The sequence below is a fragment of the Flavobacterium humidisoli genome (genome assembly GCF_023272795.1).
In the GTDB taxonomy this organism is placed as follows: Bacteria; Bacteroidota; Bacteroidia; order Flavobacteriales; family Flavobacteriaceae; genus Flavobacterium; species Flavobacterium humidisoli.
In genome coordinates this window covers 1,947,517-1,970,567 of sequence record NZ_CP096829.1, presented here as the reverse complement: position 1 = coordinate 1,970,567, position 23,051 = coordinate 1,947,517, and the positions used below count along the sequence as shown (strand labels likewise).

Genomic DNA, 23,051 nt, shown 5'->3' with positions numbered 1-23,051 from the left:
TCTCTATTCTCTATTTTCTATTCTCTATTCTCTATTCTCTATTCTCTATTCTCTATTCTCTATTCTCTAGCTTCTTTTTTCAAGTCCTCTCCAAAACATTATTTCTCAGACAATTCTTTAATCAATTTCACCGCTTTTGGAAAAGCATCTTTGAAATAGTCAATATGTTTTTCAATTACGTCAACTTCTACATGAAGGTTTACAACATCCCCTTTTTGGGTCAGTTTATACGTTTCCATTGCTCCACTCCATTTTTCTGTTTCTTCATTTAGCGGCACTTCTTTAAAGTTTTTAATTTCACCAATATGCTTAAAAGCCATATAATCATTAGGAATTTTAGTCTCAATAAGACTATTCATTCCATCTGCTCCGCCAGGGCCTAAAAAATAAATTTTATCTCCTTCATTCCAATTCGATTCTGCGTAACTTCCTTCAGCAAAAACGCTTGTCCACTTTCTATAGGTTTCGTCGTCCCACAAGACTTTCCAAATTTTTTCTTTAGAAGCCTTTATTTCAGTATTAAACACTAATTTTTCCATCTTAACCTGGTAATTTACTAAAATCCATAAATAAAACATTCCAACGATGACCGTCTAAATCGGCAAAACCACAGCCATACATCCAACCCTGACTTTCGGCAGGAGGAGCAAAAACATTCCCTCCAGCTTCTTTCACTTTTTCTGCCAATTCGTCAACTTCTTCCCTACTTTCTGCATCGATAGAAATCAAGACTTCTGAGCTCGATTTCGTATCGGTAATACTGTTTTGTGAAAAACTTGAAAAAAGCATTTCTTCAAAAAGCATCACTACAAAATATCCTTCACCTACAACCATGCACGTCGAACTTGGCGTATCATGTTGTTCATTAAACGAAAAACCTATTTTCCAGAAAAAATCCTTCGCTTTTGCCACATCCTTTACAGGAAGATTCAACCATATTTGTTTTGTCATTTTTTGTTTTTTTTTGTTGGGTTAGATATTTATTTTCTTTTAAACCATATAAGTATTATTTAGCATTCTATTTTTCAACCTTTGGGAGCTTTGTCGTTTTGCTTCTTAATTAGCCTCAACGTAACTTTTAAAATTATCTAAAATGGCCTGCCAGCCAGCGCGCTGCATTTCTTCTGGATTTTGTGTTTCTGGGTCAAAACTTTCAATTATTTCAACACCATCTGCAGTTTCCGTAAAAGTAATTTCCACTTTTCTTCCGTCTCCCAAAACATAAGAAAGGGCTTCGTTTGGTTTTACCAAAGTAAATTCACCTCCAAAATCAAAACTCATACTTCCGTCTTTTGCAGCCATAGTCGATTTGAATTTTCCTCCTTCTCTCAAATCAGCCTCTGCATACGGCGTGTGCCAGTCTGGTGAAGCAAAGCTCCACTTTGTAATATGTTCTGGAGTATTCCAGAAATTCCAAACTTTATCTAAAGATGCATTTACAGTATTTTTTATTGTTATCATTTTTTAATAGTTTTTTATCTACTTAGTTAAATCTGTTTTATTAATTGTTACATGTTCTCTGGTATTTGACTTTCATCCATAAAGAAAACTTCCCAATGATGTCCGTCTACATCCAAAAAAGTTCTCTGATACATCCAGCCATAATCTTGTGATTGCATATAATCGGTTCCTCCAGCTTTAATTGCTTTTTCAATCATTAGATCTACCTGCTCTCGTGATTCCATCGAAAGAGAAATAAGCACTTCACTTGTTGTAGCCGAATCACAAATTTGCTTTTTGGTAAATGTCTGATAGAAATCTTTGACCAAAATCATGACATTGATATCTTCGCTAATAACGATACAAGCTCCCTTATCATTTGTAAATTTCGGATTGGTCGAAAAACCGAGTTCGTTAAAAAAAGATATTGCGCGTTTTAAATCTTTTACAGCAAGATTTAAGAAGATTTTTGTTTTCATATTGATAAAATTACGAATTAATTAAAACAAATTTAATTTTTTAAGATTACTTAAAAATGCCAATAAAAGTCATTTTTAGGGGCATTTAAGACAATTTGCTTATTTTTGTATGATACTGAAATCCAAAAAAATCAAAATATCATGAGCAAGAAACTAGGTTTAATCGTACCTCACGATTATAAATTACTAAGCATCGCGGCGATATTAGAAGTATTTGAAACCGCTAATAAACTTACTCCTGGAGATGAAAAACCTTTTGAAATTTTGATTTTTCAATCGAAAGGACAAAACGACCAAGGTAATTTATTTGGATATGAAAGCAATGCAATTGAAACTTCAGATTGTGTTTTAGACTTGATTTTAATTCCGGCTTTTACCACTGATAATATGAGTGAAATGATTAAAAAGAACAAAAGCTTTATTCCGTGGCTACAAAAGCAGCATCAGGCAGGAGCCGAATTAGCAAGTTTTTGTACTGGTGCGTTTTTATTTGCTGCTTCTGGTTTGTTGAACGAAAAATTAGCAACAACACATGTTGACGCTTGCAGTGCCTTTACCAAAGCTTTTCCGATGGTAAATTTAAAACCTGAGGAAACTTTGACGGCAGATGGAAGTTTATACACAAGTGGCGGATCTACCTCAACATTTCATTTATTGATTCTTTTGGTTCAGAAATTCTGCGGCAACGAGATGGCAGTTAAAATCGCTAAAATATTTTCAATCGATTTGAATCGATACAAACAAAGTTATTTCAGCACCTTCAGACCTAATCATTTACACAACGATTCTCTAGTTGCAATGCTGCAGCAAAAAATTGAAAGCCAATATCATTCCATCGAAAAACTGGAAGAAATAACCAAAGATATTCCAACAAGCGCACGAAACATGACACGTCGTTTTAAACAAGTAACAGGAATTCCTCCTATTGAATATTTACAAAATATCAGAGTCGAAAGCTCGAAGAAATACTTAGAACAAACACAACTTTCAATTTCAGAAATTATCGAAAAAACAGGTTATAACGACCCAAAGGCTTTTAGAAAAGTATTTTACAAAATGGTCGGAATGAAACCTATTGAATATCGAGAGAAGTTTAGAGTTCAATAATTTTTAGAAGCAGAACATTCCGTTTTCAAAAGAACCTTTAGTCCTGCTCTACACTATATCTTTTGCTCTGAACCCCAGAGCAAAAGGATGCCGTTTCGATCAGGGCTAAAATAGAACCTTTGTTTTCATAACACCATAGCTTAGGACTTAATAATCCACATTAGAACTTTTTCATTTGTTTTAAGCAATTCGTCAATTTCTTTCATACTTTCGTTTGAAACAGCAGGACATCCCCAACCTTCTGGAGTTCCTTCGGGATAAACTTCACTATCTGAAATAGCATCCCAAGAATGCAGTACAATTGCTCGGCTTCGTGCATTTGAATTAGTTTTGTCTTTTCCTTGTAAAACATAATTAACTTTTATTCCCCACTGACTTACACCACGATCTAAAATCACATATTTTCCAACAGAAGAACAATGCGAATCGAACTCGTTACTTATCTGCGGTTTCTCTTTAGAAGATGTTCTACCCCATTGATTATCACCACAGCCGTGACTTACCATATAAGATTTTAAAACTTCTTTCTTTTTAAAATCGTAAACAAAGAATCTCTTATACCCAGAATGTATCCCCAAATCAATTAAGATAAATTTACTTTGGTTTAAATTATTTTTCTTGCAATACTGTTCTGCTTCTTTGTAATAATCGCTGTAATTAATTGCAACTCTAGATTTTTCTGATGAAGCAATTTCGTTTTCCTGCTTATTTTCAGCAACAGTTGGTGCTTTGTTTTCTTTATTACAAGAGAAAACAAAAACAAGGCAAAGTATAAAAAGTATTTTTTTCATATCTACAAACAAACGAAAATAGATTTAAAAAAGTATATAAAAAAACCTGTTCAAAATAAATGAACAGGTTCTATAAATTGAACTTTGACAAAGCTTAAATCTTTGACAAAGTTGACTTTAAAATTTAAGAAGCAATTTCCATACGCTTCAATAAGTTTTTACTTAGCGTATGTTCTGCATATTCTTTGTCGATTGTCAAACTAATATCATCAGATGTTGGCAGTTCGTACATAGCATCTGTTAAAATAGCTTCACACAAAGAACGCAATCCACGAGCACCAAGTTTATACTCTAGAGCTTTATCTACAATAAAATCTAAAGCTTCATCGGTAATTGTAAACTCAACATCATCCATTAAGAATAACTTCTGATATTGTTTAATCAACGCATTTTTAGGCTGTGTCAAAATTGCACGAAGCGTTGCTTTATCCAAAGGATCCATGTGCGTTAAAACTGGTAAACGTCCAATAATCTCAGGAATCAAACCAAAGTCTTTAATATCTTTTGGAATAATGTATTGCAACAAATTGTCTTTATCGATATTGTCAGCATTCTTAGAAGTTGAGTAACCCACTGCTTGACGGTTTAAACGTTTTGAAATAATACGTTCTACTCCATCAAAAGCACCACCAGCAATAAATAGGATATTTTGGGTATTTACCTCAACAAATTTCTGGTCTGGATGTTTACGTCCACCCTTTGGCGGTACGTTCACAACTGTTCCTTCCAATAACTTCAATAATGCCTGCTGAACACCTTCACCAGAAACATCACGAGTTATTGACGGATTATCGCTCTTACGGGCAATTTTATCAATTTCGTCAATAAATACGATTCCTCTTTCTGCTTTTGCTACATCATAATCTGCAGCCTGAAGCAAACGTGTCAAAATACTTTCAACATCTTCTCCAACATAACCAGCTTCTGTTAAGACAGTCGCATCAACAATTGCTAACGGAACATCCAACATTTTAGCAATAGTTTTTGCTACTAACGTTTTTCCTGTTCCTGTCTGACCAACCATGATGATGTTACTTTTTTCAATCTCTACTTCATCGTCTAATTGCTGTTGCATTAAACGCTTGTAGTGATTGTAAACCGCAACCGACATTACTTTTTTTGTTTGGTCTTGACCAATAACATATTGATCTAGAAAAGCTCTAATTTCTTTTGGTTTCTTCAAAATTAAGTCCCCAACTAGTTTCGCGCTTCCGCTAGATTTTAATTCTTCTAAAACAATTCCGTGTGCTTGTTCAATACACTTATCACAAATATGTGCATTGATACCTGCAATTAATAAATTAGTTTCTGGCTTCTTTCTTCCACAAAACGAACATTCTAATACTACTTTTGCCATTCTTTATTTAAGTTACTAAGCTGCAAAGATACTAAGTTTCTAAGCTTTTTGACCTAAAACTTAAAAACTTAGCTCTTTACAGCCTAATATTTTTATTTTTTTGTTTGAAGTTTCTTGTTTCAAGTTTCAAATTTAATTTTGAAACTTTAACTTTAAGAAAATTATCCTCTTCTTAAAACTTCGTCAATCATTCCGTACTCTTTAGCCTCATCAGCTTTCATCCAGTAATCACGCTCACTGTCTTTGTGAACTCTTTCGAAAGACTGACCAGAGTGGTGAGAAATGATGTTATACAATTCATCTTTTAATTTCAGCATCTCACGTAAGTTGATTTCCATATCTGTTGCAACTCCCTGTGCTCCTCCAGATGGTTGGTGAATCATTACTCTTGAGTGAGGTAATGCAGAACGTTTTCCTGCCGCTCCTGCACATAATAAAACTGCCCCCATAGAAGCTGCCATTCCTGTACAAATTGTTGCTACATCTGGCTTGATGTATTGCATAGTATCGTAAATTCCTAAACCTGCATAAACACTTCCTCCTGGAGAGTTTAAATAAATTTGAATATCTTTTGAAGCATCAGCGCTTTCTAAAAATAACAACTGAGCCTGAACTATATTAGCAATCTGATCGTCAATGCCAGTTCCTAAAAAGATAATTCTGTCCATCATTAATCTTGAAAAAACGTCTAATTGAGAAATATTCAGCTGACGCTCTTCGATAATATATGGAGTCATGTTTGTTGGTGTCATCGCTGCTACGATTTTATCGTAATACATTGCGTTTACTCCTTGGTGCTTTGTAGCAAATTTTTTGAATTCTTTACCGTAGTTCATATTTTTAGTTTAAAGTTGAAAAGTCTAAAGTCAGAAAATGACTTAAACGGATAAAACAAAGTTCATACCTTTTTATAAAGGATGCCAATTTGTCTTCTTTTTTTAAGATGCTAAGATTCTAAGGTGCTAAGATTCTAAGTTTTTTTACTAAGAAACAATTACCAACTTGAAACCTGAAACAAAAAAAGAACGTCAATAGAATAAAAATTCCATTGACGTTCAAATATAATTATTTTTATCTTTCAGTTTCTGTAATAAAATCTTAATTTTTAAAAAGTATACTTCTTAACTTTTGACTTTACAACTTTAGACTTTCAGACTAAAATTTATTCTCCGTAAGAAGCTGCGATAAATTCTTCGTAAGTAACCTCTTTAGTTGTTGGGTTAGCTTTTTCTTTGAAAATATCTAACATTTTAGCCGCTACAACTTGCTCAGAAAGTCTTTTCACTTCGTCTTGGTTAGATAAAACTCTAGCCACGATTCCTTGAACTTCTTCGTCAGTTGGGTTTGTTTGACCAAATTGAGCCATTTGCTGTCTGATTGCGTTTGATGTAAACTCTTTCAAGTCATCAAATGTAATTTGGATATTGCTTTGAGCCAATGCTTTTCCTTCGATTAATTGGAAACGTAAACCTTTTTCAGATCTTGCGTATTCAACTTCTGCTTCTTCTGGAGTTAATTTTTTCTCTCCAACAGTTTGCAACCATTTTTTAAGGAATTCAGCTGGTAAATCGAATTTTGTGTTTTCGATTAAGAAATCTTGAACGTCTAATAATAATTTTTGGTCAGCTTGCTGAGCGAATTGCGCTTCAGCATCTTCTTTAATTTTAGCTTTTAAATCTTCTAAAGAAGCAACATTTCCTTCTCCAAAAAGTTTATCAAATAATTCTTGGTTTAATTCAGCCGGCTCAGAACCGTTGATTGCTTCAATAGTAAAGTTAACTTCAACATCTAAACCGTGAACACCTTCGTGACCTACTTTTAAGTAATCCATTAATTGGTGATCGTCTTCAAATAAACCTTTTGTGCTTACTGTAACAACATCTCCAACTTTTTTACCTATGAATTGTTTTTGAGCTTTTTTGCTGAATGCATCAACAGAAATTGTAGTCGTATTGTTGATTCCGTTTGCTTCGTTTGAGAAAGTTCCAGTTAAATCAGATTTAGCATCAGAAACTTCTTGAGGAACTGCTTTTCCAAATTGTTTTTGGATACGCTCCACTTGTCCGTCGATTAATTTATCATCAGCAGTAACGATATATTTTACGATATTATTTTTAGCTTCAAGATCAATTTCGAAGTTTGGCACTAAACCAATTTCATATTCGAAAGTTAACTCTTCAGCATCCCAGTTAAAGTTTTCGTTTACTTTAGCAAGAGGAGTTCCTAAAAGATTTAATCTTTCAGATTGAATATAACGCTCTAAAGCCAAATCAACTACTTTTTTGATCTCTTCTTGCTTAATAGCTTTTCCGTATTGTTTTTCAACAAGATCTTTAGGCACAGCCCCTTTTCTAAATCCTTTAACTTGTGCTAAAGGCATTTTTTCGTTAATTCTTTTTGCTACTTGACCTTTATAATCCATATGAACAACGTTCATAACAATCGTCTCGTTTACAGCGTCTATTGCTACTCTTTTAATATCCATCTTCTTCTTTAATTTACATAATAAAATTGGGTTGCAAAATTATAAAATTTTTGCAACCCAACCAAGTTTTTAATCTATTGTATTTGAAGCAGTTTTAATCTGCTCAATTGTTTTATTTATCGTCTCCCAATATTTTATAAGTAAGAGATTGAAGGATAGACAAAATAATGCTGAATATTAATGCCGTCCAGAATGTATCGACTGCAAAACCGCCAACAATTTTTGTACAAAGCAAAATAATCACCGCATTTATAACTAATAAAAATAAACCAAGCGTAACAAACGTTACTGGCAGAGTTAGCAATACCAAAATTGGTTTAATAAAGATATTTAGCAATCCTAAAACTACTGCAACAATTACGGCCGTACCAAAACTAGCAACATGGACTCCTGTTAAAATGTTAGACAATAATAAAACTAAGGCAGCTGTAACAAGAAGTCTAAGTAATAATTTCATAGTTATTCAGGTTTAAAATTTATTTAAAAGTACTAATTTTTTATCAAAAAAATAACTACTCCTTCAAAAACTGGGTTGTCAATTCAAAAAACATTTTCGGATTTTCAGCATGAAGCCAATGCCCAGCATTTGGTATGGTTTCTAATTTTAAGTTTGGAAAATGTTTACGAATTCCATCCAAATCTTCATCTTGAATGTATCCAGAATTTCCCCCTCTTATAAATAAAGTTGGATTCGTAAATTTTAAGTTTTCGTCCAAAGGTTTTCCAATGGCATCCAGATTGTTATTAAATGCTCCAAGATTAAATCTAAAAGCCAATTGTCCAGGTTCTTTCCAGTATAAATTTTTCAACAGAAACTGACGTGTTCCAAAATCAGGAACGTATTGAGACACAATTTCCTCAACATCATTTCGGCTTGGTTTTACCGAAAAATCAACAGCATTTAATCCTGCCAAAATCTCCTGATGGTGCTGTTTGTAGAATCTCGGGCCAATGTCTGCCACAATCAATTTATCTACAATATCTGGGTGCGTTGTTGCGAAAAGCATTGCCACTTTTCCTCCCATAGAATGTCCAAGAATATCAATTCGAGTTAGATTATTTGCCTGACAGTATTCGTACACATCTTGAACCATTGCTTCATAATTCCATTCGCTTGAATGAAAACTGCGCCCGTGGTTTCTTAAATCTAAAATATGAACCTGAAATCCGGCTTCTACATATTGTCCAGCTAAAGTTTTCCAGTTATCAGACATCCCAAGAAATCCGTGCATGATTACAAATGGTTTCCCTTCGCCTTCTATTTTTGAGTATAACATTTAATTTTATTTATAAAAATTTTAATTACAAATGTAAAAAACTTATTAATTAATCTCTAGAAGTAAATATTGGGCAAGATATTTTATTAATTTATTTTTATTACATAAAAGTTTACATTTTACGTCTTTCCGTAATAAAAACATTTTTAAAGATTGTACTTTCGCCATGAAAAAAATCAAAAACAAATTTGATTAAATCAACCAATTTAAATAACACCATTATGATTAAAAAAATCCTACTAGCATCTCTAGTACTTTCGCAACTAGCAATCTCGTGTTCTAGTGACAATGAGGATCCAAAGACAGATCCAGAAACAGAATTAACTCTAGAGGAGCAAATCGCAAACTTGGTAAAACAGCCATATTCAAAATTGACTCCTGCTGAGCAAAAGATAAAATTAGAAGCAGAAGCTAATGAAATGTTGGTTCAATTAGACAAATCTAAATCTTCTGGAGCAATCGAAGCTTTAGAGAATTTAAATCGTTTACTTGATGTAAGCAGTATTGATATTTTTAACGGAAAAAATGACAATGAAGTTGAGGATATATTAAACGTATCTGGTGTTTATGGAGTTTACACTTGGGATAATGCTGGAAAAAAATGGGTTAAAACTGCTTCAACAACTGAATTAAAATTTGTTTTCCCTGCAAAAGAATCTCTAACTACAAACAATGCAATTTTTTCTTCAAAAAGCACTTCTTCTGACATCAAAGTAAAATACAATGACAGTTATGTTTTTAATGGAAACACAACTGTAGAAGTAAATGACTATTTCTTCCTTCCTAATACATCAGATGCAACTTTAACAATTGACAGTAAAGAAGCTGCTGTAATTAGTCAAACGGCAAAGTATGCTAACGGAAAAGAAATACCAACTGAATTCTCATACAAAATGAGTGTAAATGATGGTTATGCTTGGGAAATGAGCGGTACAAAAGCAACTGCAAACACTACAAAAGCGACACTTTCTTACAATGGAAAAAATTTAGTTACATTTAACGCTGGAAGCTCTGCTGAAATCGACAAATTAATTGATAATGATGAACTTACTCAATACAGAGGAAAAGCTAATGGATTAATCCAATTAATGGACAATTTTGTAATTGTTGCTGATATGGATTTAGCTACAGAAGCTGCTGACGATGCTGCTTTAGAAAAAGCTAATGTTCGACCTACTGAGCCAAAATATGACGATGCTAAAAGTGATTTTAAAGCATACTATACTGCTGTAAATGCATATGATAAAAAAATCTCTGAGGGTACTGCTGCTAATTTCAACAAAAACTTAAAATTAAGTTTAGTTTCTAAAAAAGATGGAACTAAAATCGCTGACATCGTTCAACATTCTGAGCAAGATGGAGCTTACCAAAGACATTTACCAGTTTGGGATGCACAATATAAATATTGGTACTGGAGTGAAAGTAGCGAAACAATTTCACAACCTTATTTAGATGAAGTTTATTACTTAAAATTCAGCGACAATACAGAAGTTCAAATGAGCGTGTATTTCTCTGAAGGTTTTGATAAATTTGAAGCTAAATTCGAGGATTTTATTGCTGCTTTCAACAAATAATACTTTTTAAAGTACAATAATTTAAAAGCCGATTTGAGTAATTCAAATCGGCTTTTACTTTTTAGGAGGAGTTTCTACAGTTATACTACTTTGCCCATATCCTGCCCAAATTCCTATTCCTCCATTTATATTTGATTTTAAACTTATATTAGCCGGATAAATCGGATTCTGACTATTTGCAATTTCATTTTGCCAACTGTTCCAAAAGTCTTGAGATTCTTTGGTTTGAGTTCTTAATTTAACATGTATCAAATCTCCGTCGGCAAAATAGGGCTTAAATTTCGTTTTAGGAAAAAGCAAAACCCCTCTATTAATTTGCAGTGAAAGTGAAGATTCTTTAAAATTTTTATCATCCAAATTGCCATAAAAAGCAGGTACAAAAATAGGCTCTTCCTTTTCAATTCTTGTCGCTAGCTGGTAATAGTTTTTCTGGCTCGGCGGATCATCAAATTTTACAAATACATAGCCAGTTGTATCAGAAGGATTTGTTTTTATATACTCCGCACTTTTTAAAGCGACAGTTTCAGGGAGTTTAGTAACAGCTGTAATAACACGATTCAAATATTCAATTTTTAACGAATATTCTTTTCCCGCTTCTCCTTTTAATGTTGAACCAAAATAAACAAACGGCGGTACTCGATTTTTATCATTTTTAACCCTCAAAACTTCAGATGTTACCCCGTCAGAAATTGTAATTTTTGCAGATCTGATAACATGATTTAAAACATTTGTCGAGTCAATAACATCTGTAACAGGAATACTGCTTGACAACAACACATTGGCAAAATCACCCTCTTCAATCCAGCCTTCCACCACTATTTTAGATTCTAGGCTTTTTTCTGTTTTAAAATCATCATTAGAACAGCCTATTAAAATTAAACCTAAAAGGAAGAATAAATGCTTTTTCATATGCTTAAAATTTAAATCTCCAGCTAACAGAAGGCAGTATTCGATACAGCACTTTTTCCTTCTGGGTTACTACTACTTTATCTTTATTTTCATTTACTTTAACATCCAAAACCACATAAATTGGATTCGCAATATTAAAGGTATTGTAAATTGAAAAATTCAAAGCGCTTTCTTTTTTTGCTGTTTTTATGAAATAATAATTAGCAGCAATATCTGTCCGTATATAATTTGGCATTTGTGCATTATTATATCCTGAATATTCTTTAACTGGATTATTATTAATGAAATACCATGAAGTTGGCATTGTAAACCTATTTCCAGAACTAAATAACTGAGTGATACCAAAATTCCATTTCGAATTCAAATCGTACATTCCGACAAGAGAAAGATTATGGCGTCTATCATATTTAGCAAAATAGGTTTTGCCATTATTAAGCTCGTCAAAATTTCTATCAGACCAACTTAAAGTATAACTGAGCCAGCCACTAAACTTTCCATTGCTTTTTTTGAGCATCATTTCAAGTCCGTACGCTTTTCCTTTACCCACATACAAATCATTTTTGAATGTTGTGATTTCATTAAACTGAGTGATTCCATAAGGATACTCCAATAAATTTTTCATCGAACGATAAAAACCTCCTAAAGAAGAAGTCCAATTTCTTGTTATATTTTGATTAGAACCAATAGAAAACTCATTAGATGACTGTGGCTCAATACCATCAGAACTTGCAATCCAAAAATCGGTAGGAATCCCTACACTCGAAGTTGTTATTAAACTTAAATATTGATACTGTTTATTATAGGAAGCATAAAATGAATATTTTTCATTTGGAACGTAATTCAAAATCGCACGAGGCTGAAAATGCAAATAAGAATCTGCTCCTGACGCATAATAATTAATACGAAGGCCTAAATCTGCTGTCAAGTTTTCCATTATTTTAGGCTTTATAGAAGTAAAAACAGCCGCTTCGCTGGCATTTATAATATCTTGCGAATTGTTGTTTATTGTTCTAAAATTTTCCACATTCACTTTTTGTGGCTGCAAATTATGGTAAGCATATTGAAATCCGGATTCAAAAGGGATGTTTTTAAAGAAATAGCGAACCGAATTCGTAAATCCAAAATCTTTTACATAAGACGAAACATTAAACTGAATTGTTGCCTGCTCCATACTTAAATCATTAGAATATTGACTAAAATAAACTGCATTTGACATACTTACTTTAGGCGATATTGCCGTGATAAGAGATGGAGATACGGTAAAATTACTCCATTTCAAACTAGTCCGAAGAGCGAGGTTTTCATCTCTAACCTTCAATTCATCTCCGCTGACAAAAGCATCTACAACAAATAAATTACTTTTAGAAAGTTGAGACAAAAATGTAAAATTCCCATCCGAAAAACCGTATTTCATATCCTTTACATCATTGTTTTTTGAACCAGATTTCATAATCGGTCCCACAATTTCATCTATATAGGTTTTTCTTCCAGAAATATAAAACCCAGTCTTACTGCTTAGAGGAACAGCAACACTTACTTGCGAAGCTAAAATTCCAACGTTTCCTTGAATACTAAATTCAGATGGCAGTTTTTTATTTGAATTCAATAATGTTGTTGAACTTAATCTTCCTCCGTATTTGGCATTAGAGCTAGACTTATCAAATTCAACATCTTTGATATGATCTGCATTGTAAAAAGGAAAAATTCCCAATAAATGAGACATCCCATAGATGGGAGTATTATTATATAGTATCGCATTGTGCCCAGGATCACCTCCTCTTACATAAAAATAACCATTTGCATCTCCCGAGTTCTGAACGCCAGGTGTTAGTTGCAAAATTTTCAAAATATCTGTTGTTCCTAAAATACTGGGTACTGCAGATAACTCTTTTACATTAAAGGAAAGTTTTCCTCCTGAAAGGTTTTTTATAGCTTTTTTTTTATCGTTCTCTATTATCACTTCCTTTAAAAGCGAAATATCCTTCTCTAAAATAATGGAAAGTAAGGTGTCTTTTTTTAAATCAATTTCAAAATCTTTTGGAATATATCCTGATTGATTGACTTTAATTTTTATGTGACCTAACGGAATAGTTCCCGAAAAATTTCCGAAAGCATCTGTTGAAGAAAAATTTTGAAAATCTTTCGCAGTAAAGGAGAGACTTACCCCAATTAAATTTTCGTTTTCAGAAGATTTTACATTCCCGGAGATAATTGCCTTTGATTGTGCAAATATTCCAGAAAAACAGAGAAAACAAAAGAAAGTAATAATTTTCGACACTATATTTTAATAAGAAAAGTGCGAAAATAAACAATTATAACCCAATTCCATCAGGTTATAATTGTTTTAATTTTTTCTACTTCAATTTATTTAAATACATATTTACTGTATTGTCCAATCCAAGATAAAGCGCCTCTGAAATCAAAGCGTGGCCTATAGAAACTTCTAATAAACCTGGAATGTTTTCTTTAAAAAATTTGATATTATCTAAACTCAAATCATGTCCAGCATTGATTCCTAAACCTAATTCGTTTGCCAATACTGCAGCTTTAGTGTAAGGATCAATTCCTTTTTCGTTTCCTAGACTATATTGGTGCGCAAAAGATTCGGTATATAATTCAATTCTGTCTGTCCCTGTTTTTTTTGCACCTTCAATCATTTCCAGAATCGGATCAACAAAAATCGAAGTTCTAATTCCGTTTCTTTGAAACTCGGCAATAACCTCTGTTAAATATTCTTGATTTTTGATGGTATCCCAACCTGCAGATGATGTTATTGCTCCAATTGCATCTGGAACTAAGGTTACCTGATCTGGTTTGCACTCTAAAACCAAATCAATAAAATTATGCTGTGGATTTCCTTCAATATTGTATTCTGTAGTAACAACTGCTTTTAAATCGCGTGCATCCTGATAACGAATATGACGCTCATCTGGACGTGGATGAATGGTGATTCCTTGCCCACCAAATCGCTGAATATCTACAGCTACTTTTAATAAATCAGGAACATTTCCGCCTCGAGCATTTCGAAGCGTTGCTATTTTATTGATATTTACACTTAATTTTGTCATATAAATAGATATTAATTCTAGTAATCTTATATTTGTTACGACAAAAATACAAAGTAAAACAGAGCGGTTTTCGGTATTTTTTGATTATTTTGCATCAAATATCCTCAATTGATTTATGACAGAAATTACAAACTATATCACAAACGATTTCAGAGCGATTGACAGTCAGGAAACGATTGCCTCGATTCAGGACTTTTTTATCGATGTAAATTTTTCTCATTTTCCGATTTTAGAAGATGGTATTTTTATTGGAAGCATCTCTTCTGACGATGTTGAAACATTTGACATTGATAAAAAAGCAATTGATTACAAATATACTTTGGAACGCTTTTTTGCGCGAAAATCTATGATTTGGCTAGATGTTCTAGAAGTTTTTGCAAAAAATCATACCAATATTCTCCCTATTCTTGACGAAAACAATAATTATATAGGCTACTATGAAATGGAAGATATCATGAAGTTTTTTCAGGAAACTCCGTTTTTAAAAGAGCCTGGCGCAATTATTATTGTTCAGAAAGGACTTTTGGATTATTCTATGAGCGAAGTAACCCAAATTGTAGAAAGCAATAATGGTAAGATTTTAGGCTGTTTTGTTTCTGAAGCTGATACCGAAAATGTTCAGATTACGATAAAAATAGGCTTAGGAGCAATCAATGAAATTATCCAGACGTATAGAAGATACGGATACGAAATTATTTCAGAACATCAAGAAGACAACTATATCAACAGCTTAAAAGAGCGATCAGATTATTTAGACAAATATCTCAACATATAAATTATGAATGTGCCAATGGGAGAATTAGTTAATTAGATAATTTTCGCATTTTCCAAATTATCTAATTGACACATTGACAAATTATCTAATTTACAAAGAATGAAAATAGCCATTTACGGACAATACTATCAGAATAGCACTGAACCTATCATAAAAGACATTTTCTCATTCTTCAATACCAATAACGTCGAAATGGTAATTGAAGAAAACTTCCTGAATATGCTTTATGAAAAACAGCTTGTAAAAAAAGAATACAAAACTTTTTCTCCAAGTACTGCTTTAGACAATAGTTTCGAAATGCTGATTAGTATTGGAGGTGATGGAACGATTTTAAGAGCTGCTGCTTTTGTCCGCAATTCTGGCGTACCTTTATTAGGTATAAATGCTGGGCGTTTAGGATTTCTTGCTAAAGTTCAGAAAGAAAATATTGAGAGTTTATTGCAATATGTAATAGATCAAAACTACACCACTTCTGAAAGAACTTTATTAGGAATTACATGCGAACCTTATAATGAAGCCTTTAAAGAACTTAATTTCGCTATGAACGAAGTTACAGTGAGTAGAAAAGATACAACCTCGATGATTACGGTGGAGACTTATTTGAACAATGAATATTTAAACTCTTATTGGGCCGACGGATTAATCATTTCTACACCAACTGGTTCTACCGGATATTCTCTAAGCTGCGGCGGACCAATTTTAACTCCAGATGTAAAAAGTTTAGTTATTACGCCAATTGCTCCTCACAATTTAACCGCCAGACCACTTGTTATTCCTGACGATACTGAAATTACACTTCGAGTAACAGGAAGAGAAGACCAATATTTGGTTTCCTTAGACTCTAGAATTTCTTCTGTAAAAAACGAGTCTATTTTAAAGATTAAAAAAACAGATTACAAAATTAAAATGGTTGAAATACCAGGCGAGACTTTCTTAAAGACCTTAAGAAACAAACTGCTCTGGGGAGAAGATAAAAGAAATTAAACTCTTTTCTGATTCTTCACTATACGATAATACCACATTTTCTCGTTCTGCATGTAGTGAATCATCATTAAATGGCTCTAAATCATATCGTAAATTGAAAAAAAAGCACATTTAAGCAAAGGAACTTTGATTCGTATTGATAATTATTATATTTGCACGCAATTTTGAATTAAATGAAGAAAATTTTTAATTTATTGTTATGTTTTTTCCCCTTTATTACACTTAATGCTCAAATCAATGAGCTTGGTGTCTTTCTTGGCGGAAGTAACTTTGTAGGTGATGTTGGAAAAACAACTTACATAGCCCCAGAAAAGCTAGCTTTTGGAGTTCTTTACAAATGGAACAGAAGTCCAAGACATGCATGGCGATTCTCTTATACACAATCAAACATTAGTGGAAATGATTATAAATCTGATGAAACTGGAAGAAATCAGAGAGGATATCGTTTTGACAATGATATAAAAGAGCTTTCTGCTGGTTTAGAATTCAATTTTTTTGATTTTAATCTTCACGATTATCACACAAAAATAACACCTTATGTATTTACTGGTTTAAATTACTTTTTCTACAATAATTTATACCGATATACTTCAAGCCCAAACACAGTATATGAGCTAAAAAATCAAAGCTCAATTGCCATACCAATTGTATTAGGTATAAAATCAAATATATCACCACGTTTTGTTTTAGCCGCCGAAGTTGGTGCGCGCTATACCTTTACAGATAATCTTGACGGAAGTAATCCCAATACAAGCAATCCAAATATCATGAAATTTGGAAATTTAAATAATAATGACTGGTATATTTTTTCAGGTATGACATTAACGTATACCTTTGGAAAGAAACCATGCTATTGCGCATACTAAAAAATGAATTTACTAGAATCAATAGATCACACAAACTTACCTAAGCATCTGGCCATTATTATGGACGGCAACGGACGATGGGCAAAACAACAAGGTTTTTTGCGCGCATTTGGCCACGAAAACGGGACAAAATCTGTAAAGGAAATAATCAAAACCTCAGCTAAGCTTGGTATTGAATATCTAACCTTATACGCTTTTTCTACAGAAAATTGGAATCGTCCTAAATTGGAAGTTCAGGCATTGATGAAAATATTGATCAATTCACTAAAAAAAGAGCTTGTTACTCTTCAAGAAAACAATATTCGTCTTAACGCAATCGGAAATCTTGACAAATTGCCCAAAACAGCCCAAAAAGAACTTTTGGATGTTATGGAAAAAACTAAAAACAATACTCGCTTAACTCTTACCCTTGCTTTAAGCTACGGCTCTAGAGAAGAATTAGTAAATGCCATAAAGTCAATTAGTGATAAAGTTAAAAATAATATAATTTCAATAGACACTATTGACGATTCAATTATAAATGAGCATCTTTACACGCAAAATTTACCAGACGTAGATTTATTAATACGAACAAGTGGAGAACATAGAATAAGTAATTTTTTGCTATGGCAGATTGCCTATGCAGAATTGTATTTTACTAATGTCTTGTGGCCAGACTTTAAAGACCAAGATTTATATGAGGCTATTATTAGTTATCAAAAAAGAGAACGTAGATTTGGAAAAACCAGTGAACAAATTAAATAATTTTTTAGTGTTGCAAAAAAAAATACAAATAGTCTTTACCCTTTTACTTTTGGGTAGTTTTTCACAAATTAAAGCACAAGAAAGAGTTCCTTTTGATCAAGGGAAAAAATATATTCTAGCTAAAGTTTCTGTTGTTGGTAAAATAAGCTTCAATGAGCAAACTGTTGTAACCTTTTCAGGGCTACAAAAAGGCCAAGAAATTACTGTACCTGGAGAAGAAATCAGTAGCGCAATTAAAAAATTAGGCAAACTAGGACTATTTGATGAGATTTCTTTCTATGTTAACAAAATAGAAAACGACAGTATCTATTTAGACTTAGACATTGTTGAGCTTCCTAAATTAAACGAAGTTAAAATCGTTGGGGTTAAGAAAAGCAAAATCGAAGGATTAATTAAAGATAATAACCTGACAAAGAACAAAATTGTCAACGAAAACTTAATTACTACGACAAAAAATTACATCGAAAACAAATACAAAAAAGAAGGTTTTTATAATACGAAAGTTACTATAACAAATACTCCTGACACTATTAACGGACATCAAGTTAATATGCTTGTTAGAATAGATAAAGGAGATAAAGTTAAAATTAGCAGCATTGATTTCATAGGCAATAAACAGCTTACTGACAACCAATTGCGTGCTGCCATGAAAGACACGAAACAGAAGAATTTCATTCGTGTATTTAAGGCTTCTAAATTTATTCCAGAAAAATACAAAACTGACTTAGAAAAAGTAATCGCTGCCTACAAAGAAAAAGGATATCGTGATGCCCGTATTATCTACGATTCTGTTCAATACAGCAAGCAAAAAAACACTCTTGCAATAAAGATTAATGTAGAAGAAGGAAACAAATATTACTTCGGAAATATCAAATTCTTAGGAAATACTGTTTATTCAGATCAGCTTTTAAGCCGTTATTTAGGAATTAAAAAAGGAGAAACTTATAACGGAGTTTTACTAGAAAAACGAATTGCAGATAAGACTAAACCAGACGCAGAAGACATTACGAATTTATACCAAAACAATGGTTATTTATTCTCTAACATCAATGCTGTAGAGGTAAAAACGGTTAATGACACTATCGATTTTGAGATTAGAGTAACAGAAGGTCCTATTGCTTATTTTAATAAAATTACTGTTGTTGGAAACGACAAAACAAACGACCACGTTATTTACCGTGAGTTAAGAACAAAACCAGGGGAAAAATACAGTAAAGAACAATTAGTTAGAACCATTCGTGAGATTGGACAATTAGGTTTCTTTGATCCTGAGGCAATTGACCCTAAGTTTAAAAACGTAGATGCCGGAGCTGGAACTGTTGACATCGAGTACAATGTAGTAGAAAAAGGATCTAGCCAGGTCGAGCTTCAAGGAGGTTATGGCGGTGGAGGTTTCATTGGTACATTAGGACTTTCGTTTAACAACTTCTCGGCTCGAAAGATCTTTGACAAAGAAGCTTATAAGCCTTTACCAATGGGAGACGGACAAAAAGTTGCGCTTCGTTTACAAGGAAGTACCTATTTCCAAACCTATAGTTTATCTTTCTCAGAGCCATGGTTTGGAGGAAAGAAACCTGTACAGTTTAGTTCATCTATTTCATACAGTAAGCAATTTCTTAACAATTACATCACTAGAACTGTTGATAAAAGCAAAAGTTTTAATATTTTTACAATCCAAGTTGGGTTAGCAAAAAGGTTAACTGTGCCAGATGACTACTTCGTATTATCACAATCTGTAAGTTATCAGCACTATGATTTGAACAATTACAACACAGGTTTATTTACTTTTGGTAATGGTGCATCAAGAAACTTAGCTTATACAATTGGACTTTCAAGAAGCAATAAAGGGGTAAACCCAATATTCCCTACTTACGGTTCTGAATTTAGTATTAGTGCTAAAGTTACGCCTCCATATTCATTATTTAACGGTGTTGATTATGGTAATTTACAAAATGAAAAGGAATACAAAACACAATATACAGGAACATCAGGAAGCGGTATAGACGGAAAACCACTTAACACTGGTGACTATGTTAAAACAGAAACTATAAATGGAACATCTGGTTATGTAAGTGTTGGATCTGATTTTGCAAGTGCTGATACAGATGTAGCAAAAGTCGATCAGAAAAAATACAACTGGTTAGAATACTATAAAATTAAATTTAAAGGAGACTGGTATACTAAAGTCTATGGAAAATTAGTCTTAAGAACCCTTACTGAATTTGGTTTCTTAGGAGCTTATAACCAAGAAAGAGGTGTAATTCCGTTTGAGCGTTTTTACTTAGGAGGTGACGGTATGGCAAACTACTCAATGGATGGTAGAGAAACTATTCAGTTGAGAGGTTATCCAAACAACTCTTTAACTCCAGTAAATGCAAATGGTGATGCAATTGGAGCAACGATTTACAACAAATTCTCTATGGAATTACGTTACCCAATTACATTAAAAGCATCGGCTTCTATTTTTGCCTTAACGTTCTTAGAAGCAGGTTCATCATACCCAACGTTCAAAGATTATAACCCATTTGACTTAAACCGTTCTGCTGGTGCTGGTTTACGTGTATTCATGCCTGCATTCGGATTATTGGGTATTGACTTTGGATACGGATTTGATGCTCTTCCAGGACAAACAAAAGCTAATGGTTGGGAAACACACTTTATCATTGGACAACAATTTTAAAGAAATAACGTTTGGTTAAAAATCATCAAATAAAGTTATGTTATGAGAAAACAATTTTTATTTATATTTTTAGCCTTGATTGTAGCAAATACAAGTCAGGCACAAGGTAAGACTACTCGAATTGGCTACATCGACATGGAATATATTTTAGAAAATGTTTCCGATTACAAAGAAGCTAAGTCACAATTAGAGCAAAAAGCTCAAAAGTGGAAACAAGAGGTAGAAGCCAAAAAATTAAATATAAATAATTTGAAGGAAAGCTTAAAGACAGAAAAAGCTCTACTTACAAAAGAATTAATTGAAGAGAGAGAAACCGAAATTAAGTTTCTTGAACAAGAAATGATGGATTATCAGCAGAAACAATTTGGTTCTGATGGAAATCTAATGAGACAAAAAGCGGCTTTAGCAAAGCCTATACAAGATCAGGTCTTTACTGCTGTGCAAGATATAGCAGAAGCAAAAAATTACGATTTTGTTTTTGACAAATCATCAGATCTTACCATGCTTTTTAGCAATAAAAGATTTGACATTAGCGATCAGGTTTTAAGAATCTTAAACCGTACTGAAAAACGTGAGCAGCTGACGAAAAAACAATTGAAAGAGCAAGAAGTTAAAGAAAATCTTGAGAATGCAATTGACGAAAATCCAGCAATGGCTGATCGCCAGAAAGCACTTGACGAGAAAAGAGCTGCTAGAGAAAAGCTTATTCAAGATCGAAAATTAGAACAGGAGGCTAAGAGAAAAGAATACGAAGATCGAAGAAATGCATTAGCTGCAGAAAGAGAAGCCAAAAAAAATGGCACGGTTTCTGGAACAGCTACACCAACAGCCACTCCTGCACCAACAAGCGGAGCTGTTAACACAAATTCGACTGCTAAACCTGCAGCATCTGGCACAGGAGAAACTCCTGCCACAGAACAGCCCGCAATGTCAAAAGCAGAAGAAAGACAATTACTTTACGAACAGCGTAAAAAAGAATTGGAAGAAAGAAGAAAGAAAATTTTAGAAGAAAGAGAAGCGGCTAAAAAAGCGAAAGAAGCCGAATCGCAAAAAACAAATACGACCAATAATTAATTAATATTTTAAAAATGATGAAACAAATCAAAACTTTACTAATTGCTGCGATTTTAATTTTAGGAGCAAGTAACACAATGAACGCACAAGCGAAGGTAGCTCATGTTGATGTAAGCGAGATCATGTCGAAAATGCCTGCTATGTTAGATGCTCAAAATCAACTGCAAAAATTAAGTGGTACATATGATGCTGAATACAAAAAAATGGTTGACGAATATCAAGTAAAAATCAAAAAGTACGAAGCTGAAGCTGCAACTGTAACTGATGCTGTAAACGGTGAGCGTTCTAAAGAGGTTCAAGATATGCAAAAGAGAATTGTTGATTACAGAGACAATGCTCAAAAAGAATTACAACAAAAAGAAACTGACATCGTAAAACCATTAATGGAAAAAGTTAGAGCTTCTATTCAAAAAGTAGGAAAAGCTAAAGGTTTCCAATATGTATTAGACGGTTCTACTTTATTATTAGCTGATGGTCCAAACATCACTGCTGACGTTAAAAAAGATTTAGGATTCTAAGAAATTAAATTTCTATAATTAAACTGCTCAATTACACGATTGAGCAGTTTTTTTTTACAAAAATTTAAAAGCAATCTTTGAAATTATTTCAAGATTTGGCTTAACTTAGAATAACGAATTATATTAAAAAATATTAAATTTGCTTTATGACAAACAATAATCCTATAGGCGTTTTTGATTCTGGTATTGGCGGAACTTCCATTTGGAGCGCCATCCATGACCTTCTTCCAAACGAAAAAACCATTTATTTGGCTGATAGTAAAAATGCTCCTTACGGGCAAAGAACCAAAGAAGAGATTGTTGCATTAAGCAAAAAAAACGTAGAATTTCTACTAGAGAATAATTGCAAACTAATTGTTGTAGCGTGTAACACTGCAACTACAAATGCCATATTTGAACTTCGTGCAGATTATGATGTTCCGTTTGTTGGAATTGAGCCTGCTATTAAACCTGCGGCAAACAATTCTCAAACACAGGTAATCGGAATTCTAGCTACAAAAGGAACTCTCAACAGCGAATTATTTAATAAAACTGCTGAGATGTTTCAAAACACTAAAATCATTGAGCAAGTAGGCCACGGACTTGTACAGCTTATTGAAGATGGCAATTTGTACTCACCAGAAATGACTCAGTTATTAGAATCTTATCTACAACCTATGATTGAAGCTAATATTGATTATTTGGTTTTAGGATGCAGCCATTACCCTTATCTAATTCCTCAGATAAAAAAAATTCTCCCAGATCATATTAAAATAATAGATTCAGGAGAAGCTGTTGCGCGTCAGACTAAAAATCTGCTACGTGATAAAGTTGGTTTTTCTGAAAGTACAGATCACGATCCTATATTTTATGTCAACTCAGACCCAAAAGTTCTGGAGTCAATTTTAGAACATAAATATCCCGTAATCAAAAAAGACTTTTAG

Annotated in this window: 23 protein-coding genes; 10 read left to right on the top strand and 13 right to left on the bottom strand. The window is 33.0% G+C overall.

Annotation, left to right across the window (positions count from 1 at the left end):
* Positions 1 to 98: 98 nt before the first annotated feature.
* The 4 genes from M0M44_RS08810 to M0M44_RS08795 form a co-directional block, all read right to left on the bottom strand.
* Positions 99 to 539, bottom strand: coding sequence for an SRPBCC family protein (locus tag M0M44_RS08810; RefSeq protein ID WP_248729419.1), 441 nt, complete (start codon positions 537 to 539; stop codon positions 99 to 101).
* A 1-nt stretch (position 540) separates the two neighbouring features.
* Positions 541 to 951: a VOC family protein gene (locus M0M44_RS08805; RefSeq protein WP_248729418.1), complete on the bottom strand. Its 411-nt coding sequence runs from the start codon at positions 949 to 951 to the stop codon at positions 541 to 543.
* A gap of 105 nt (positions 952 to 1,056) precedes the next feature.
* Positions 1,057 to 1,461, bottom strand: coding sequence for an SRPBCC family protein (locus tag M0M44_RS08800; protein ID WP_177210887.1), 405 nt, complete (start codon positions 1,459 to 1,461; stop codon positions 1,057 to 1,059).
* Between the two features lie 47 nt (positions 1,462 to 1,508).
* Positions 1,509 to 1,919: a VOC family protein gene (locus M0M44_RS08795; RefSeq protein ID WP_248729417.1), complete on the bottom strand. Its 411-nt coding sequence runs from the start codon at positions 1,917 to 1,919 to the stop codon at positions 1,509 to 1,511.
* Between the two features lie 141 nt (positions 1,920 to 2,060).
* Between M0M44_RS08795 and M0M44_RS08790 the strand changes: the two genes are divergently transcribed.
* Positions 2,061 to 3,026, top strand: a complete 966-nt coding sequence (locus M0M44_RS08790) for a GlxA family transcriptional regulator (protein ID WP_248729416.1) — start codon at positions 2,061 to 2,063, stop codon at positions 3,024 to 3,026.
* A 140-nt stretch (positions 3,027 to 3,166) separates the two neighbouring features.
* On the opposite strand, the gene M0M44_RS08785 is transcribed toward M0M44_RS08790, so the two are convergent.
* The 6 genes from M0M44_RS08785 to M0M44_RS08760 form a co-directional block, all read right to left on the bottom strand.
* A complete protein-coding gene (locus tag M0M44_RS08785; RefSeq protein ID WP_248729415.1) occupies positions 3,167 to 3,817 on the bottom strand; it encodes a murein L,D-transpeptidase catalytic domain-containing protein in 651 nt (216 codons plus the stop codon).
* A 124-nt stretch (positions 3,818 to 3,941) separates the two neighbouring features.
* Positions 3,942 to 5,174, bottom strand: coding sequence for an ATP-dependent Clp protease ATP-binding subunit ClpX (clpX, locus tag M0M44_RS08780; RefSeq protein WP_095927868.1), 1,233 nt, complete (start codon positions 5,172 to 5,174; stop codon positions 3,942 to 3,944).
* 161 nt (positions 5,175 to 5,335) lie between these two features.
* Positions 5,336 to 6,010 carry an ATP-dependent Clp endopeptidase proteolytic subunit ClpP gene (clpP, locus tag M0M44_RS08775; protein WP_144215417.1) on the bottom strand — a complete coding sequence of 225 codons (675 nt, stop codon included), beginning with the start codon at positions 6,008 to 6,010 and terminating at the stop codon, positions 5,336 to 5,338.
* Positions 6,011 to 6,336: 326 nt separating this feature from the next.
* Positions 6,337 to 7,659, bottom strand: coding sequence for a trigger factor (locus M0M44_RS08770; protein ID WP_248729414.1), 1,323 nt, complete (start codon positions 7,657 to 7,659; stop codon positions 6,337 to 6,339).
* A 112-nt stretch (positions 7,660 to 7,771) separates the two neighbouring features.
* Positions 7,772 to 8,116 (bottom strand): phage holin family protein, encoded by a 345-nt coding sequence (locus tag M0M44_RS08765; protein ID WP_248729413.1) that lies wholly within the window; start codon positions 8,114 to 8,116, stop codon positions 7,772 to 7,774.
* Between the two features lie 55 nt (positions 8,117 to 8,171).
* Positions 8,172 to 8,936, bottom strand: coding sequence for an alpha/beta fold hydrolase (locus M0M44_RS08760; protein WP_248729412.1), 765 nt, complete (start codon positions 8,934 to 8,936; stop codon positions 8,172 to 8,174).
* A 221-nt stretch (positions 8,937 to 9,157) separates the two neighbouring features.
* Between M0M44_RS08760 and M0M44_RS08755 the strand changes: the two genes are divergently transcribed.
* The gene (locus M0M44_RS08755; RefSeq protein WP_248729411.1) at positions 9,158 to 10,510 is read left to right on the top strand and encodes a hypothetical protein; all 1,353 of its coding nucleotides are present in this window, start codon (positions 9,158 to 9,160) and stop codon (positions 10,508 to 10,510) included.
* A 54-nt stretch (positions 10,511 to 10,564) separates the two neighbouring features.
* Here M0M44_RS08755 and M0M44_RS08750 read toward each other — a convergent pair whose 3' ends face one another.
* The 3 genes from M0M44_RS08750 to M0M44_RS08740 form a co-directional block, all read right to left on the bottom strand.
* Positions 10,565 to 11,419 carry a DUF4249 domain-containing protein gene (locus tag M0M44_RS08750; protein WP_248729410.1) on the bottom strand — a complete coding sequence of 285 codons (855 nt, stop codon included), beginning with the start codon at positions 11,417 to 11,419 and terminating at the stop codon, positions 10,565 to 10,567.
* A gap of 4 nt (positions 11,420 to 11,423) precedes the next feature.
* Positions 11,424 to 13,697, bottom strand: a complete 2,274-nt coding sequence (locus M0M44_RS08745; RefSeq protein WP_248729409.1) for a TonB-dependent receptor plug domain-containing protein — start codon at positions 13,695 to 13,697, stop codon at positions 11,424 to 11,426.
* Positions 13,698 to 13,773: 76 nt separating this feature from the next.
* Entirely contained in the window at positions 13,774 to 14,487 is a 714-nt protein-coding gene (locus M0M44_RS08740; RefSeq protein ID WP_248729408.1) for a pyridoxine 5'-phosphate synthase, read from the bottom strand.
* A 115-nt stretch (positions 14,488 to 14,602) separates the two neighbouring features.
* Between M0M44_RS08740 and M0M44_RS08735 the strand changes: the two genes are divergently transcribed.
* From M0M44_RS08735 to murI, 8 genes are all read left to right on the top strand, one after another.
* Positions 14,603 to 15,262, top strand: a complete 660-nt coding sequence (locus M0M44_RS08735) for a CBS domain-containing protein (protein WP_248729407.1) — start codon at positions 14,603 to 14,605, stop codon at positions 15,260 to 15,262.
* A gap of 99 nt (positions 15,263 to 15,361) precedes the next feature.
* Entirely contained in the window at positions 15,362 to 16,246 is an 885-nt protein-coding gene (locus tag M0M44_RS08730) for an NAD kinase (protein WP_248729406.1), read from the top strand.
* 173 nt (positions 16,247 to 16,419) lie between these two features.
* Positions 16,420 to 17,112, top strand: a complete 693-nt coding sequence (gene porG / locus M0M44_RS08725) for a type IX secretion system protein PorG (RefSeq protein ID WP_248729405.1) — start codon at positions 16,420 to 16,422, stop codon at positions 17,110 to 17,112.
* A gap of 3 nt (positions 17,113 to 17,115) precedes the next feature.
* Positions 17,116 to 17,856, top strand: coding sequence for an isoprenyl transferase (locus M0M44_RS08720; RefSeq protein ID WP_095927880.1), 741 nt, complete (start codon positions 17,116 to 17,118; stop codon positions 17,854 to 17,856).
* Entirely contained in the window at positions 17,789 to 20,536 is a 2,748-nt protein-coding gene (locus M0M44_RS08715) for a BamA/OMP85 family outer membrane protein (RefSeq protein WP_248729404.1), read from the top strand. The genes M0M44_RS08720 and M0M44_RS08715 overlap by 68 nt, the downstream gene beginning before the upstream one ends.
* A 42-nt stretch (positions 20,537 to 20,578) precedes the next feature.
* Positions 20,579 to 21,610 (top strand): OmpH/Skp family outer membrane protein, encoded by a 1,032-nt coding sequence (locus M0M44_RS08710; protein ID WP_248729403.1) that lies wholly within the window; start codon positions 20,579 to 20,581, stop codon positions 21,608 to 21,610.
* A gap of 14 nt (positions 21,611 to 21,624) precedes the next feature.
* A complete protein-coding gene (locus M0M44_RS08705) occupies positions 21,625 to 22,128 on the top strand; it encodes an OmpH/Skp family outer membrane protein (RefSeq protein ID WP_170830271.1) in 504 nt (167 codons plus the stop codon).
* Between the two features lie 146 nt (positions 22,129 to 22,274).
* Positions 22,275 to 23,051 (top strand): glutamate racemase, encoded by a 777-nt coding sequence (murI, locus tag M0M44_RS08700; protein ID WP_248729402.1) that lies wholly within the window; start codon positions 22,275 to 22,277, stop codon positions 23,049 to 23,051.